This is a genomic window from Stenotrophomonas maltophilia (genome assembly GCF_004920835.1).
GTDB classification, from domain to species: Bacteria; Pseudomonadota; Gammaproteobacteria; order Xanthomonadales; family Xanthomonadaceae; genus Stenotrophomonas; species Stenotrophomonas maltophilia_AQ.
Genome location: NZ_QFHO01000020.1, coordinates 1 through 15,236, shown reverse-complemented (window position 1 = coordinate 15,236; position 15,236 = coordinate 1). Strand labels below are relative to the sequence as shown.

The 15,236-nt window shown below is 67.1% G+C and carries 12 protein-coding genes; 5 read left to right on the top strand and 7 right to left on the bottom strand.

Features of this window, described 5'->3' with window-relative positions; all coding sequences use genetic code 11:
• The first annotated feature begins 14 nt into the window (after positions 1-14).
• A complete protein-coding gene (gene ppc, locus DI041_RS14330) occupies positions 15-2,726 on the top strand; it encodes a phosphoenolpyruvate carboxylase (protein WP_136638874.1) in 2,712 nt (903 codons plus the stop codon).
• A 63-nt stretch (positions 2,727-2,789) separates the two neighbouring features.
• Here the strand turns inward: ppc and DI041_RS14325 are convergent, their stop codons facing one another.
• Together DI041_RS14325 and metK are read right to left on the bottom strand one after the other, a co-directional pair.
• Positions 2,790-3,296: an acyl-CoA thioesterase gene (locus DI041_RS14325; RefSeq protein ID WP_046982718.1), complete on the bottom strand. Its 507-nt coding sequence runs from the start codon at positions 3,294-3,296 to the stop codon at positions 2,790-2,792.
• 139 nt (positions 3,297-3,435) lie between these two features.
• Positions 3,436-4,647, bottom strand: a complete 1,212-nt coding sequence (gene metK / locus DI041_RS14320) for a methionine adenosyltransferase (protein ID WP_012510070.1) — start codon at positions 4,645-4,647, stop codon at positions 3,436-3,438.
• A 333-nt stretch (positions 4,648-4,980) separates the two neighbouring features.
• Here metK and DI041_RS14315 point away from each other — a divergent pair, with 333 nt between their 5' ends.
• The 3 genes from DI041_RS14315 to DI041_RS14305 all read left to right on the top strand — a co-directional run bounded on the left by DI041_RS14315 (position 4,981) and on the right by DI041_RS14305 (position 8,778).
• Positions 4,981-6,696, top strand: a complete 1,716-nt coding sequence (locus tag DI041_RS14315; RefSeq protein ID WP_046982720.1) for a bifunctional ornithine lipid synthase OlsF — start codon at positions 4,981-4,983, stop codon at positions 6,694-6,696.
• Positions 6,693-7,493: a UDP-2,3-diacylglucosamine diphosphatase gene (locus DI041_RS14310; protein ID WP_046982721.1), complete on the top strand. Its 801-nt coding sequence runs from the start codon at positions 6,693-6,695 to the stop codon at positions 7,491-7,493. The genes DI041_RS14315 and DI041_RS14310 overlap by 4 nt, the downstream gene beginning before the upstream one ends.
• A 220-nt stretch (positions 7,494-7,713) precedes the next feature.
• Positions 7,714-8,778, top strand: a complete 1,065-nt coding sequence (locus DI041_RS14305; protein WP_136638875.1) for a metal-dependent hydrolase — start codon at positions 7,714-7,716, stop codon at positions 8,776-8,778.
• A gap of 31 nt (positions 8,779-8,809) precedes the next feature.
• On the opposite strand, the gene DI041_RS14300 is transcribed toward DI041_RS14305, so the two are convergent.
• The 5 genes from DI041_RS14300 to DI041_RS14280 all read right to left on the bottom strand — a co-directional run bounded on the left by DI041_RS14300 (position 8,810) and on the right by DI041_RS14280 (position 14,263).
• Complete coding sequence (locus DI041_RS14300) at positions 8,810-10,558, bottom strand: DUF7657 domain-containing protein (protein ID WP_248298475.1); 1,749 nt, start codon at positions 10,556-10,558, stop codon at positions 8,810-8,812.
• Positions 10,559-10,780: 222 nt separating this feature from the next.
• Positions 10,781-11,608, bottom strand: coding sequence for a class I SAM-dependent methyltransferase (locus DI041_RS14295; protein ID WP_046982724.1), 828 nt, complete (start codon positions 11,606-11,608; stop codon positions 10,781-10,783).
• Positions 11,609-11,668: 60 nt separating this feature from the next.
• Complete coding sequence (dusB, locus tag DI041_RS14290; RefSeq protein ID WP_046982740.1) at positions 11,669-12,664, bottom strand: tRNA dihydrouridine synthase DusB; 996 nt, start codon at positions 12,662-12,664, stop codon at positions 11,669-11,671.
• A 159-nt stretch (positions 12,665-12,823) separates the two neighbouring features.
• Entirely contained in the window at positions 12,824-13,264 is a 441-nt protein-coding gene (locus tag DI041_RS14285; RefSeq protein ID WP_046982725.1) for a hypothetical protein, read from the bottom strand.
• An 81-nt stretch (positions 13,265-13,345) separates the two neighbouring features.
• Positions 13,346-14,263 carry a LysR family transcriptional regulator gene (locus DI041_RS14280; protein ID WP_136638876.1) on the bottom strand — a complete coding sequence of 306 codons (918 nt, stop codon included), beginning with the start codon at positions 14,261-14,263 and terminating at the stop codon, positions 13,346-13,348.
• 95 nt (positions 14,264-14,358) lie between these two features.
• On the opposite strand from DI041_RS14280, the gene DI041_RS14275 reads away from it, so the two are divergent.
• Positions 14,359-15,236, top strand: an 878-nt coding sequence (locus DI041_RS14275; protein WP_136640142.1) for an MFS transporter, incomplete at its 3' end; no start/stop codon positions are given.

The window sequence follows — 15,236 nt, the reverse complement described above, 5'->3', positions numbered from 1 at the left end:
CCTGTGCGTCGCCGATGAACGAGTACCGCAGCAGTATCGAGTTTGCTTCCCCCGATCTTCCCCTGCGTGACGACGTACGCCGTCTGGGTGCACTGGTCGGCGACCTGCTGTTCGAGCAGGTGTCGGCCGCCTTCCTCGATGACGTCGAGGACGTGCGTACGCGTGCCATCGCCCGCCGCGAGAACCAGGCACCGCTGTCCGAACTGGCCGAAGGCCTGGCCGGGCGTGCGCCACAGCAGGCCGAGACCATGGTGCGTGCGTTCAGCACCTACTTCCAGGTGGTCAACATCGCCGAGCGCGTGCATCGCATCCGCCGCCGCCGCGACTACCAGCGCGCCGTCGCAGCCGCACCGCAGCCCGATGGCCTGCAGGATGCCCTGCAGCACCTGAAGGCACAGGGGGTGGGCCTGGACGAGCTGGCGCAGTGGCTGCCGCGCATCGACATCGAACCGGTGTTCACCGCACACCCGACCGAAGCGGTACGCCGCGCGCTGCTGGAAAAAGAGCAGTTGATGGTGGCCAGCCTGGTCGACAACCTCGACGGCCAGCGCACGCCGGGTGAAGCGGCTGCCGATGCCGCTCGCTTCCGCATGGCGCTGACTGCGTCATGGCAGACCACCGATTCCTCACCGGTGCGGCCCACCGTCGATGACGAACGCGAGCACGTCGGCTTCTACCTGGTGCAGGTGCTGTACCGGGTGATTCCGGTGCTGTACGAATCGCTGCAGCAGGCGTTGCGCGATACGTATGGCGAAGAACTGCCGCTGCCGCGACTGCTGCGCTTCGGTACGTGGGTGGGCGGCGACATGGACGGCAATCCCAATGTGGATGCGCACACCATCCGCAATACGCTGGATGCACAGCGCGTTGCCGTGCTGGGCCGTTACCAGAAAGAACTGCTGCAGCTGGCCAGCCTGCTCAGCCAATCCACCGAACGGGTGGGGGTGAGCGATGCACTGCAGGCGCGTGTCGCGCATTACCAGCAGTTGCTGCCGCAGGTGCAATCGCGGCCACGCCATGCCGACATGCCGTACCGGTTGCTCAACGACCGCATGCGCGCACGCCTGCAGGCCACGCTGGATGATGCCGACGGCGCCTATGCCGGCCCGGACGAGCTGATCGATGACCTGCAGCTGATCCTCGACAGCCTGCGCGCGAACCGGGGCGAACATGCCGGCGGCTTCGCTGTGCAACGCCTGCTGTGGCGGGTGAAGACCTTCGGTTTCCATCTGGCGCGGCTGGATGTGCGCCAGGAATCGAGCGTGCATGCGCGCGCGCTGGCGGCAGTGCTGGGTGGCGACGCTGCGTGGGAGGGCCTGGATGTACTGGGTCGTGCGCGCCTGCTGGCGCCGCATGCCGGTGGCGAGGTGCCTTTGCCGAAGGGCGAGGACGAAGGCAATCAGCGTTTGGATGCAGTGTTCGCCGCATTGGCGGATGCGCGTGCACGCCATGGTGGCGATGCACTGGGCAGCTACATCATCTCGATGGCACACGACCGCAGTGATGTGCTGGCGGTGCTGGCGCTGGCACGCCGTGGTGGTCTGGTCGATGACGCCGGTCACGTGCCGCTGGATATCGCGCCGCTGTTCGAAACCGTGGACGATCTCAAGCGCGGCACCGCGACGCTGCGCGACCTGCTGGCCGACCCGGTGTACCGTGCGCATCTGCGTGCACGCGATGACGTGCAGATGGTCATGCTGGGCTATTCGGACAGCAGCAAGGACGGCGGCATCGCCGCCTCGCGCTGGGGCCTGCAGCGTGCGCAGGTGGAACTGCTTGAGGTGGCGGCCGAGGCCGGCATCCGCCTGACCTTCTTTCATGGCCGCGGCGGCTCGATCAGCCGCGGTGGCGGCAAGACCACGCATGCGGTCGATGCCTCGCCGCGCGGCAGCATCGATGGCCGCCTGCGCGTGACCGAGCAGGGCGAGGTGATCCACCGCAAGTACGGCATCCGTGCATTGGCCCTGCGCTCGCTGGAACAGGCCACGGGTGCCGTGCTGCGGGCCAGCCTGCGCCCGCGTGCAGCGGAGCCGCGCGAGGATGACTGGCGGCCGGTGATGGATGTGGTCGCTGGCTCCAGCAGCGAGGTGTATCGCGCCTTCGTCGGCCAGGCCGGCTTCATGGACTACTTCCGCACGGCGACACCGATCGATGTGATCGAGCGGATGACGCTGGGTTCGCGGCCGTCGCGCCGGCTCGGCCAGGACGCGGCGTTGGGCAATCTGCGCGCGATTCCGTGGGTGTTCGCCTGGAGCCAGGCGCGTGCAGTCATTCCCGGGTGGTATGGCGTGGGCAGCGGCCTGCAGGCGGCAGTCGATGCTGGCCACGAGCAGACGCTGCGCGAGATGGCGCGTGACTGGCCGTTCTTCCGCACCTTCCTCGACGACATCGCGATGGTGCTGTCCAAGGGCGATATCACCATTGCCGAGCAGTTCTCGCGTTTGTCGGGTGAGCTGCACGACGCGTTCTTCCCGCAGGTCGAACGCGAGCTTGAACTGACCCGGCACTGGCTGCTGGCGTTGATGGAGCAGCAGACCCTGTTGGACCACGACGCGCGGCTGGCACTGTCGATCCGCCTGCGCAATCCCTACGTGGACCCGATCAGCGTGCTGCAGGTGGACCTGCTGCAGCGCTGGCGCGAAAGCGGACGCGAGGATGATGACCTGCTGCGTGCGCTGGTGGCCTGCGTGAATGGTGTCTCGCAGGGCGTGCAGAACACGGGTTGATCCGCGCCGGGCATGACCCGGCGCTACCTGCCTCGGTGGGTGCGGGGCTTGCCCCGCACGCCCTCAATCCTCCGGCGACGGCGGATTGGACGCCAGCAGTTCCAGATGGCGCTGCTCCATTTCCTGCCGCAGCTGGCGGCGGATCAGCGCTGCGGCCTGCCGGCGCTTTTCGTCCGAACTGGCCGGCTGCAGCGATGGAACCGGCGTCGGCCGGCCGTCCTCGTCCACCGCCACCATGGTGAAGAAGCAGCTGTTGGCGTGGCGCACGCTGCGCTTGAGGATGTCCTCGGCCACCACCTTGACGCCGATTTCCATCGACGAGGTGCCGGTGTAGTTCACCGAGGCCAGGAAAGTGACCAGTTCACCGACCGCGATCGGCTGGCGGAACACCACCTGGTCCACCGACAGGGTGACCACGTAGCGGCCGGCATAGCGGCTGGCGCAGGCATAGGCCACCTGGTCGAGCAGGCGCAGGATGGCGCCGCCGTGGACCTTGCCGGAGAAATTGGCCATCTCCGGCGACATCAGCACGGTCATGGACAGCTGGTGGGTTTTCAGTTCGGTCGACATGGCCAGATTGTATCGGCAACCGGGTAGTGCCGGCCGCTGGCCGGCAACCACGCGATTGTTTCCGCAGGCCATGAAAAAGCCGGCCAGCGGCCGGCTCTACCAGAAGCAGAAGGGCCGCTTGCGCGGCCCTTCGTGTTTCTTACTTCAGCTTCGCATCGGCGCGCAGGGCGGCGGCGCGGTCGGTCTTCTCCCAGGAGAAGGCCGTGGCGTTGACGGTCTCGCCTTCGCCGTTGAGGTAGCTGAACTCCTTCGGCTTGCGGCCGAAGTGGCCGTAGGCCGCGGTCTGCTGGTACATCGGGTGCACCAGGTCCAGCATCTTGATGATGCCGTACGGGCGCAGGTCGAAGTGCTTGCGGATCAGCTTCTCGATCTTGTCGTCGCTGATCTTGCCGGTGCCGAAGGTGGTGACCGAGATCGAGGTCGGCTCAGCCACGCCGATGGCGTAGGAGACCTGCACTTCGCAACGGTCGGCCAGGCCGGCGGCAACCACGTTCTTGGCGACGTAGCGGGCCGCGTAGGCAGCCGAACGGTCGACCTTGGACGGGTCCTTGCCGGAGAACGCGCCACCACCGTGACGGGCCCAGCCGCCGTAGGTGTCGACGATGATCTTGCGGCCGGTCAGGCCGCAGTCGCCCACCGGGCCGCCGATCTCGAACTTGCCGGTCGGGTTGATGTGGAACTTGGTGCCCTTGTGCAGCCACTTGGCCGGCAGCACCGGCTTGATGATCTCTTCGCGGACGGCCTCGATGAGGTCCTTCTGCTTGATGCCCGGGGCGTGCTGGGTCGACAGGACCACGGCGTCGATGGCCGAGACCACGCCGTTTTCATAGCGCAGGGTGACCTGGCTCTTGGCGTCCGGACGCAGCCACGACAGCGGCGAGTTCTTCTTCTTGCGGATCTTGGCCTGCTGCTCGACCAGGCGGTGCGACAGGTGGATCGCGGCCGGCATGTAGCTGTCGGTCTCGTTGGTGGCATAGCCGAACATCAGGCCCTGGTCGCCAGCGCCCATTTCTTCGGGCTTCTTGCGGTCCACGCCCTGGGCGATGTGCGGCGACTGCTTGCCGATCAGGTTCAGCACGCCGCAGGTGGCGCCGTCGAAGCCGACGTCGGAGCTGTCATAGCCGATGTCCACGATGACCTTGCGGGTCAGCGCTTCCAGGTCGATCCAGGCGCTGGTGGTGATTTCACCGGCCACGATGGCAACGCCGGTCTTGACCATGGTCTCGCAGGCCACGCGGGCGCGCTGGTCCTGGGTCAGGATCGCGTCCAGCACCGCATCGGAGATCTGGTCGGCAACCTTGTCCGGATGGCCTTCAGAGACCGACTCGGAGGTGAAGAGGTAGCTGGACATCAGGCTTAATATCCTTTGATTCGGATGGAAAGATGGGCGCGAATGATACACGGGGTGCGCCGCCTGTGCATTGTGAACCTGTACCGGTTGCCGGTGGTTAAGCCCATGTAGGCCTGCAGGGCCCGCTGCAGGGGGATTGAGGCCCAGCCTCGACGCCCAGTGTTCCACCAGCGTGACAACGGCGCGGGTCCTGCCTGGCCCCGGCCGCGCAGTCTGCGACCCCGCTCCGGGGCACCCGGCCGTCATCGTTCTGCCCCGAAACCGCCATCTGGCTGCCGCCTGCCGGGCGCAGGCTGTCGGCCAATCCGGCCGCCGGGCACGAGCGAACACGCCATGCAGGAACTCGAACAGCGTCTCCAGCAACGCTTCCCCGATTGGTTCCATGGTCGTCGTGGCCAACTGGCCCGGCCCTTGCTGCGCAGCGTCGGACGCTGGTCGCGCCTGGACCAGATCGAAGCGTTCCTGCAGCGCAGTGCAGGATTGCGCGGATTCGGCTTCGTCGCCGCCGGCCTGGAATTCATCGATGGCCAGTACCAGGTGGATCCAGCCGCGCTGGCGAAGATTCCCGCCACCGGCCGCCTGCTGATCGTCGCCAACCATCCGTCCGGGGCGCTGGACGCGCTGGCCCTGCTGGACGCGGTCGGCCGCATCCGCCGCGACGTACGGATCGTGGCCAACGACCTTTTAGGTGCGATCGCGCCATTGCAGGACCTGCTGCTGCCGGTGCGCATTCTCGGTGGCAAGGCCCAACGTGGCAGCCTGCATGCGGTCGAAGAAGCGCTGGCCGCCGAGCAGTGCGTGATCGTGTTCCCGGCCGGTGAGGTTTCGCGGTTGTCGCTGCGCGGCATCCGCGATGGCCGCTGGCAGCGCGGTTTTGTCCGCTTCGCCCGCGCTGCCGGTGCGCCGGTGTTGCCGGTGCGGGTGGAAGCGCGCAACTCGGCGCTGTTCTACGGCGCCTCGACCCTGTTCAAGCCGGCCGGTACCGCGCTGCTGGCGCGCGAGATGTTCACCCGTCGTGGGCGCCCGCTGCGGCTGTGCATCGGTGAGCCGATGCAGCTGGGCAAGGGCGGTGACCCGGGCGCACAGCTGCTCGCGGTGCGTCGCGCGCTTTACGCGCTGGGTCGCAATGGCGCGGCCGCAGATGCCGCTGTCTGCGCAGGTCCCGAGCCGCTGGCCGCGCCGGTGCCGCCCTCGCAGGTCGCCGCGGGTATCGCGGCCGCTACCCAGCTGGGCCAGACCGCCGACGGCAAGCAGATCCTGCTGGCCACCTGCGCGGCCGATTCGCCGCTGCTGCTGGAACTGGGCCGCCTGCGCGAGCTGACCTTCCGCCAGGTCGGCGAGGGCACCGGCCGCAGCCGCGACCTGGACGCCTTCGATCCGCAGTACGAGCACATCGTGATATGGGACGCGGCCGCGCAGCGCATCGCCGGCGCCTACCGCATCATGCGCGGTGCCCATGCGCTGGCCCGGCATGGTCTTTCCGGGCTCTACAGCGCGTCGTTGTTCCGTTATTCCGACGACGCCATCACTCACATCGCCGAGGGCCTGGAACTGGGGCGCAGCTTCGTGGTGCCCGATTACTGGGGCAGCCGCAGCCTGGACTACCTGTGGCAGGGCATCGGTGCCTACCTGCAGTGCCGGCCGGGCATCCGCTACCTGTTCGGCGCAGTGTCTATCAGCGCGGCACTGCCGCGTGATGCGCGCGAGCAGCTGGTGGCGTACTACCAGCGCTATTACAGCGGTAGCGCCGGCCTGGTTGAATCGAACCGGCCGTTCCAGTACTTCGCGGCCCCACCGAGTTTCGGCGAGCTGGATGCCGGCGCCGCATTCGATGTGCTGAAGGCCAACCTGGCCGCACTCGGCACCGGCGTACCGACGCTGTACCGCCAGTACACCGACCTGTGCGAACCCGGCGGCGCCCGCTTCCTTGCCTTCGGTGTCGATCCGGATTTCAGCGATTCGATCGATGGCCTGATCGAAGTGGACCTGTGTGCGATACGGCCCAACAAGCGCAAACGCTACCTGCGCGATGCGGGGATGCCGGCATGAGCACGCTGGCGAACCTGTCGCCACACCGGCGCGCAGTGTTCGTCTCCGACGTGCACCTGGGCTCGCGCCACTGCCACGCCGCCGAGCTGGCCCGGTTCCTCTCGCAGTTGCGCTGCGAGCGGCTGTACCTGGTCGGTGACATCATCGACCTGTGGTGGATGGCCCACCGCCGCGCCAACTGGCGGCAGTCGCACAGTGAAGTCATCCAGGCCCTGCATGCGCTGCGCCGTGCTGGCACCGAGATCATCTACATTCCCGGCAACCACGACGCCTCGCTGCGCCAGGTGTGCGGGCTGATGCTGCCGGCGATGCAGGTGCGCCGCCGTGCGATCCATACCACTGCTGACGGCCGCCGGCTGCTGGTCGTGCATGGCGACGACTACGATGGCGTGACCCACTTCGGGGGGCTGCAGGAGAAGTTCGGCGACTGGCTGTACTACCGGATCCTCACCGGCAACCAGGCATTGAACGCGGTGCGGCGCGTGCTGGGCATGCGCTACTGGTCGCTGTCTGAATTCCTGAAAAAGCGTAGTGGTGCAGCCGAGCGCTACATCGAGCGCTTCGTGCAGGCCGGACTGGACGACGTGCGCCGGCGCGGCCTGGATGGCATCGTCTGTGGCCACATCCACCGCGCCGCGCTGATCGAGCGCGATGGCCTGGTCTACGCCAACGATGGCGACTGGGTGGAGAGCCTGACCGCGCTGGTCGAAGACCACGATGGCGCGCTGCGCCTGCTCGACCACAACGGGCAGACCCTGGTGGAACTGCCGGGCGCGCGGCTGTCGCAGGCGGCGTAACGCGCGTCTGTCCTCCTGTAGAGCCGAGCCCATGCTCTGCGGACGTGGCGCGACGGGGGGCGAACCGAAAAACAGTCGAGCATGGCTCGACTCCACAAGGGCACGAGCGGGGCGGATGCTTCCCCGCGCATTGCGATGCGCCCTACGGACTGGCGCCCTTGATCAATGGTGGCGCGGCTCGGCTCTACATACACCGCGCGCAAGCCGCTAGCATCGGCCCATGGATTCCCTGACCCAGATCGTGCTCGGTGGCGCCGTCGCCGCTGTCATCGCTCCGCCCGGCCATCGCCGCGCGGCCCTGCTGGCCGGTGCCGCACTTGGCACCCTGCCGGACCTCGATGCTCTGTGGTTGGGCTTCACTGCCGCAGACCCGGTGGCGAACATGGTGGAGCACCGCAGCTTCAGCCATTCGTTGCTGGTGCTGCCGTGGGTGGCCGCGCTGATCTGGTGGTTGTTCAAGCGCTTCGGCAATGGCCGCGTCGCGCAGTCACCGGTGCGCTGGTTCTGGGCGATCCAGCTGGCGCTGGTCACCCATCCCGTGCTGGATGCGTTCACCGTCTACGGCACCCAACTGTGGTGGCCGTTGCGGCCACACCCGACCATGGGTTCCAGCGTCTTCATCATCGATCCTGGCTACACGGTGTGGCTGCTGCTGGGCTGCGTGCTGGCCTGGTTTGGCCGCGCCCGTCCCTGGGCTGGCAAGGTGCTGGGTGTGGCGCTGCTGATCAGTAGTGGCTACCTGGGTTGGGGCCTGATCGCCAAGGCGCAGGTCGACCGTGCCGCGGAGCAGAGCCTGGCTGCAATGGGCCTGGGCGATGCGCCGCGCTTCTCGGTGCCGATGCCGTTCAACACGCTGCTGTGGCGGGTGGTGGCGATGACGCCGAACGGCTACGTGGTGGGCGACCGCTCGCTGGTGGCCGACCATGGGCCGATGCAGTTCGAAGGGTATGCGTCCAACGTGCAGGCATTGCGCGAAGCGGAGGGCATTCCTGCGGTGCAGCAGCTGCAGTGGTTCAACCGCGGCTTCATGCGTGCGCGGGTGGTTGACGGCCGGCTGGTGCTTAGTGATCTACGCATGGGCCTGGAACCGGACTACACCTTCAACTTCGCGGTGGCCGAACAGGTTGATGGCCAGTGGCGGGCGATCACGCCCGAACAGCTCCGGGTGGACTACAGCAGCCCGGCCGCGCGTGCCGATGCCGGGCGCCGGCTGGCAGCGATGTGGCAGCGGATCTGGCAGGTTCCGGCATTGCAGCCCCGGGGGGATGACACTGCTGTGCATTGATCGCGCGGTGATTGGCGGTTGCGGCAGATGCTCAGCGTTCGGTGGGCGGAGCCAGCATTACCTTCGCTGGGACTTCCACCAGATCTGCCTGCAACAGGCGAGGGATATCGCTGCTTGGGTTCACGCTGACATGATGATAGCGGTTGAAGATGAAGTTGAAATCTCGTTCCGGCATCGTCGGGAAGTACCTTCGGAAGTAACCCATCTGCGGCAGATACAACACGTGGTTTACTGCCGGAATGCCAGCGCCGGGAAGGAGACCACCCAAGCTGCCCGTCGCGACCAGCGCGCCATCCGCATTGATGCGCGCGCCGCGCGCCTGCTGTGCCTGCAGCACCGCCTGGCGATCAATCGAAAAGATGGGCCCCGCCGGCTGCACCGGATTGAACAGGCCGTTGCCCAGCAGATTGGTCAATGCGGCGGCGGCCAGTACCAGCGTGGGTGCATTCTTCGACCACTGAGGGCGGCTGGCAGCAACTGCGAGAGCGGCAAGGCAGAGATAAGGAACTATGTCGTAGGCGCTATACAAATGGTGGAAACCATCGTTACCGAGCGGGTACTTGGCCAGGCTGCCGATGGCCAGCAGACCTGCTAGCAGCAGTAGGCGCCCGCGTTGAAGAAGCGCGCCGCACTGGATGAGGATAATGGCGCAGGCGATGTTGAGCAGCAGGCCAAAGGCAAGCAGGGCACGGATAGGTGGTACCAGCGACAGGCCGGTGAGCTTGCCGATCAGTGCCGGAACCGGCAGAAACATCCAGCACGCCACCAAAAGCAGGCCTGCGACCAGGATCGACAGCGCGCGGCGGTTGTTGCGCACCCAGCAACGGAACCGGCTCCCGTCGATCAGCACCAGCGTGAATAGCGGCAACAGGCTGCCCAGTACTGCGATCTCGCATTCGTTGGATGTCGTGAAGGACGGCAACGGCACGAACTTGTAAGTCATCAGGTTGGGAAATACATGCGCCAGCAGGGACACCGGGCTTACCCCACCTCCTGCACTCACACGCTGCCCAGGGTAGACCGTGTCGCGGGCGATCTGGATGATCTCGTGAAAGTAGCCGAAGAACACCGCCAACGAAAGCAGGCCGGCGGCAACTGCATCGAGCAACCGGGGAAGCGACAACGTCTCACGGCGAAATGCCAGAACCAGTAAACCCATCGTCAGCAGCGAGCCGATGGTGAACGGGGGATAGGTTGCTGCCACCAGCCAGGCAGACAGTGCATATGCGCTGGCCAGTATGCGCAGCCAGCGGTTGCCGATGCCGAGCCAGGCGACTGCGCACCAGGGTGCAAGGGCGAACGCACCAGCGTTGCTGGACCACCAGACCTGCACGAACGGCGAGAAGAACAGGATGCTGGCGATCAGCAGTGCGGGAAGCGGAGGTAATCGAAGTTGACGCAGGAACGTTGTCCAGCCGGACAGGAATGCCACGGCCATGAAAACGAAGAAGAACGAATAGGCGTTTGCCGGAGGCAGAATGAAGAACGCCCAGTGGTAAGGCTTGAACAATAGACCCCAGTCAAGCAGCGGAAGCGCCTGAAAGGTGCGCAGCGACTCACGATAGGGTGAGTGCGCATTCATCTGGCCGAAATCGTTAGCGACGGCGATCTGTACGTAGGGCGTGTAAACCATCCACTCATCCGAGCGGATAGACCGGGCAGAGCCGAGCAACGGCTGCAAAGGTTCCAGGCCCATACGCTCGAATGCCAGCGCGTAGGACGAAGGAGTCAACGCAAAAGCAACATACAGGATGCAGAACGCGGCCAGCAGGCCCAGCAAGAGCCTTGCCTGATTTGTACTCCATCCACCTGGCAGGCCCGCATCGTGCGCAGGCGTTGGCGGTCGTCCGCTGTCGGTCATCTTTCGCTCACAGATCAGGTGCCGCCGGTGTGGCGCGCATGCCGTCCGGAATCCGGCTGGCAGCATGGGACGCGGCATGCACCTTGTGCAGCCATGTTGGCGAAATTCTAGCGGGTTGCCCTCGCCGCGGCGAGGTTGCGTTCAATACACCGTCGCGCGGCCCTGCACGAACGAGTAGAAGAACACCGCATTCGGGTCGTTCTGCACCAGGCGGAATTCACGGCGCATGCCTTCCACGGTTTCCTCGTCCACCGAGCCGGCCTGCAGCAGCTGGTCGGCCGCCGACAGCAGCAGCTGTTCCCAGAACGCGATCATCGTCTTGCGACGGGCCGGTTCGCGGTTGTCCAGGTGGATGGTCTTGATCTCGGTCTGCACATCGCGGAAGCCGCCGGCCAGCAGCAGGTTGCCCAGCTTGGCGCCGACGAACGGGTCGCCGCCGTGGTCGTACTGGAAGTCGTTGAAGGCCATCCAGTAGCGCCAGATGTGCGGTGAGTACGGGTCGAGCAGGAACGAAGCGTTCATCACCTCGGTGATGTACACCGGCGAGCCCGGGGCCAGCACCCGGCGCACTTCGCTCAACACGCGCGCCGGTGACGGCACGTGCTCCAGCACCCAGCACAGGAACGCCGAATCAAAGCTGCGGGCCTCGAACGGCAGTTCGCCGGCATCGGCCTGCTGCAGGGTGTAACGGTCGCTGCACCACGGCGTGCGCGCCAGGTTCTCGCGTGCGGTGGCCAGCTGCGTTTCGCTCAGGTCCACACCGGTCACGTGCAGCTCCGGGAAGCGGCGCAGCAGGATCTCGGTCTGTGCGCCGACGCCGCTGCCGACTTCCAGCAGGCGCCGCGCGCCGCTGTAGTCGATCTGGCCGAAGATGCTCGATTCCAGCAGGCGGGCCTGGGTCATCAGGCGCTGCTGCTCGGTGCCGGAGAATCCGTGCAGGTAGGTCGGGGAGGAGATCGGCGGAGTCATGACGGCGGGCTCTTGTAGCGTCGAGCTGGCTCGACTGTTCGGAAACGCGGGGCGGGCGGCTCAGGCCGCCGAAGACAGCGCCGGTTCCCCAGCGATCAGGCGGTCGAAGTAGTCGGTGGTCAGTGCGATCTGGCTGGCCGGATCCTCGGCACGGTTGACCACCGCACGGAACGCCGCGTTTTCCGGCCGGTCCTTGGCGTACCAGCCCAGGTGCTTGCGTGCGATGCGCACGCCCTGTGGCTCGCCGTAGAACGCGTGCAGTGCGTGCAGATGGCCGAGCAGGATGTCGCGTACTTCGGCCAGCGACGGCGGCGGCAGTTCCTCGCCGGTGGCCAGGTAATGCGCCACCTCGCGGAAGATCCACGGCCGTCCCTGCGCCGAGCGACCGATCATCACTGCATCCACGCCGGTCTGCTTCAACACAAAGGCGGCCTTCTGCGGCGAATCGATATCGCCATTGGCGATGACCGGTATGCGCAGCGCGGCCTTGATCTCGCCGATGGTGGCGTACTCGGCCTGGCCGGTGTAGTGCTGGTCGCGGGTGCGGCCGTGCACGGCCAGCGCAGCAATGCCGCTGTCCTCGGCAATGCGCGCGATCAGCGGGCCGTTGCGATGGTCGCAGTCCCAGCCGGTGCGGATCTTCAGGGTGACCGGCACGTCCACCGCGTTGACCACGGCTTCGAGGATGCGCGCCACCAGCTGCTCGTCGCGCATCAGTGCCGAACCGGCCCAGGCGTTGCACACCTTCTTGGCCGGGCAGCCCATGTTGATGTCGATGATCTGCGCGCCGTGGTCGACGTTGTAGCGCGCGGCCTCGGCCAGCTGCTGCGGCTCGGTGCCTGCGATCTGCACGCTGATCGGTGCCGGTTCGCCGTCGTGGTCCATGCGGTGGATCGACTTGCGCGTGTTCCAGAAGCGCGGGTCGCTGATGGTCATTTCCGAGGCAGCCAGTCCCGCGCCCAGCCGTTTGCACAGCAGGCGGAAGGGCTTGTCGGTGACGCCGGCCATGGGCGCCAGCACGACGTTGGGAGCAATGGAGTACGGGCCGATCTGCATGCGCCCATTGTAGGGCGCGGGCGCCCACGCGAACGTGTCCGGCACGGCCGGGTTCAGGCCGATCCGGACCGTTCTCATGCCGCACGGGTATCAGCAGATGCTTGACGGTTGCTTCCGCCGCCCCCATGGGCAGGCGATGGTAGGCGGCTGGGTGAGGGCCTAGCCCAACGCCTGCCAGGCCTGCCAGGCCTGGCGGGTGCCCAGGGCGAAGGCCAGGCCCAGCCCCAGGCAGGCCAATGAGCTGGTCACCCAGAAGCGTGAGCCGTTGTACCCCGGCCGGAACAACGCCAGGCCGAAGCCCATCGCTGCACGCAGCAGCAACAATGCAGCGATGCAGGGCAGAACCAGACGGCTGGCCGGCAGCGGCGAATGCCAGCCGGCGGCTGCCAGCGCATACAGCGTCCAGGCCACCAGCACGGCGGTGATGGCGGCGGTCATCAGTGGTGGCCACCAGTGGCCGGCCCGGGCCAGCCGCACCATGCGCGAGCCAGCGCCGAAACGCTGGTACCACGGCGCGCCGAAGGCGATGCAGCCGATGTGCAGCAGTGCTGCGATGGCACTGCCAGCGGCTGCGACCAGCAGCCAGGGGAATCCGTCCATGTCCTGCCCGTGCAAGGAAGCTGCGCGGATGGTGGGCGAGGGCCGCAGTGCGGGCAATGCGACGGGTGGTCGCAGCCGGAATCAGTGCGGAGGGTCGATCCGCAATCCGGTGCCGAGATGGTCCAATGCCACATCCACACGCGGCAGCCGTTGCCGGCCCTGCGGCCACAACAGCCGCAACGGCAGGCCACGGCAGTCCAGCGCCGGCAGGATCGAGACCAGGCTGCCACGTGCCAGCGCGTCATCGACCAGCCAGCTGGCCAGCTGGGCGATGCCGAAGCCCGCCTCGACGGCCGCCACCTGTGCTTCGGCACTGCCGACCACCAGCCGTGCGCGGGCCTGCAGCGGTGCGCTGCGCTGCCCGCCATCGGCCACCTGCCACGGGCCGATACTGCCGTCGGCACGGCCGAACAGCACGCCATCGTGGTCGGCCAGCTCCGCCCCGGAGGTCGGCAGGCCGTGCTGCTGCAGGTAGGCCGGTGAGGCGCAGAAGCGCAGGCATTCGTAACCGAGCAGGCGGCTGCCGAGGGTGGCCGGCAACGGTTCCGGGCCGCCGATGCGCACGGCCAGATCGATACCGTCCTCGGCCAGGTCGATGAAGCGGTCGCTGAAGGTCACTTGTGGCCGCAGCCGGGGAAACTCGGCGGCCAGCTGCAGCAGCAGCGGCCAGACTTTCAATCGCCCGAAGGTGGCCGGTGCGTCCACCCGCAGGCGGCCCACCGCGGCATCGGCATGCGCGGCCAGCACCGATTCGGCATCGGCCAGTTCGCCAAGCACGCGCACGCACGTGCGGTAAAAGCCCTCGCCGGCCTCGGTCAGGCGCAGGCGGCGGGTGCTGCGTTCGAACAACCGCGCGCCCAGGCGCGCTTCCAGCCGGGCAACGGTTTTGCCGACCGCCGAACTGGTCAGATGCAGCCGCTCCGCGGCGGCGGTGAAGCTGCCAGCGTCGGCGGTGGCGACGAAGGCCTCGATGCCGCGCAGCCGTTCGTTGGGAAGCATGGGCGAATATCTGTCCGGAATGGATGGAAAACATAGCAGTAATCGGAATCGGGGGAGGGAATAGGCTGGGCGGCCCTTGTCCCTGGCGGTCCTGCATGTCTTCCCTCGATTGTTCCGTTGCCACCGGTCACCGTGCTGCCCGTGCCCGCCTGTCCGTTGCACTGTTGGCGGTCTCCGCGTTCGTCATCGTCACCACCGAATTCCTGATCGTCGGCTTGCTGCCGGCGCTGGCGCGCGATCTCGGCCTGGGCATCGCACGCGCCGGGCAGCTGGTCACCTTGTTCGCGTTCACCGTGATGCTGGCCGGACCACCACTGACCGCACTGTTGGCGCATCTCGACCGGCGTCGCCTGTTCGTGGCCATCCTGCTGCTGTTTGCGGTCTCCAACGCGCTCGCGGCGGTGGCCACGCTGCCGTGGTTGCTGGCCCTGGCGCGGGTGCTGCCTGCGTTGGCGCTGCCGGTGTTCTGGGGCACGGCCAGCGAGACTGCCGCGCAGCTGGCGCCGGCGGGGCAGGGGGGGCGTGCGGTGGCACGGGTCTATCTGGGCATCACCGCCGCGATGCTGTTCGGCATCCCGCTGGGTACGCTGGCCGCCGAGGCCATCGGTTGGCGCGGCAGCTTCTGGCTGCTGTCGGCGCTGTCACTGCTGATGGCGGGCGCACTCGCACTGTGGATGCCGGGCACCGCAGTAGAGTCACGGCGCGCGCTGGGCGAACAGGCGCGCGTGCTGCGGCAGCCGTGGTTGCTGGGCAACGTGCTGCTGTCGGTGCTGGTGTTCACCGCCATGTTCACCGCCTACACCTATCTGGCTGACGTGCTCGAGCGCCTGTTGCAGGTTCCCGCCGCGCAGGTGGGTTGGTGGCTGATGGGCTTCGGTGCGGTCGGGTTGCTTGGCAATGCACTGGGCGGGCGTTGGGTGGATCGTGCACCGCTGGCCGCGACGCTGGCGTTCTGCACGGTGCTGGCGCTGGG

Excerpts from the sequence above, each read along its gene's own strand:
- ppc (WP_136638874.1), top strand. The coding sequence starts at position 15 with ATGAACGAGTACCGCAGCAGTATCGAGTTTGCTTCCCCCGATCTTCCC.
- DI041_RS14325 (WP_046982718.1), bottom strand. The coding sequence starts at position 3,296 with ATGTCGACCGAACTGAAAACCCACCAGCTGTCCATGACCGTGCTGATG.
- metK (WP_012510070.1), bottom strand. The coding sequence starts at position 4,647 with ATGTCCAGCTACCTCTTCACCTCCGAGTCGGTCTCTGAAGGCCATCCG.
- DI041_RS14315 (WP_046982720.1), top strand. The coding sequence starts at position 4,981 with ATGCAGGAACTCGAACAGCGTCTCCAGCAACGCTTCCCCGATTGGTTC.
- DI041_RS14310 (WP_046982721.1), top strand. The coding sequence starts at position 6,693 with ATGAGCACGCTGGCGAACCTGTCGCCACACCGGCGCGCAGTGTTCGTC.
- DI041_RS14305 (WP_136638875.1), top strand. The coding sequence starts at position 7,714 with ATGGATTCCCTGACCCAGATCGTGCTCGGTGGCGCCGTCGCCGCTGTC.
- DI041_RS14295 (WP_046982724.1), bottom strand. The coding sequence starts at position 11,608 with ATGACTCCGCCGATCTCCTCCCCGACCTACCTGCACGGATTCTCCGGC.
- dusB (WP_046982740.1), bottom strand. The coding sequence starts at position 12,664 with ATGCAGATCGGCCCGTACTCCATTGCTCCCAACGTCGTGCTGGCGCCC.
- DI041_RS14285 (WP_046982725.1), bottom strand. The coding sequence starts at position 13,264 with ATGGACGGATTCCCCTGGCTGCTGGTCGCAGCCGCTGGCAGTGCCATC.
- DI041_RS14280 (WP_136638876.1), bottom strand. The coding sequence starts at position 14,263 with ATGCTTCCCAACGAACGGCTGCGCGGCATCGAGGCCTTCGTCGCCACC.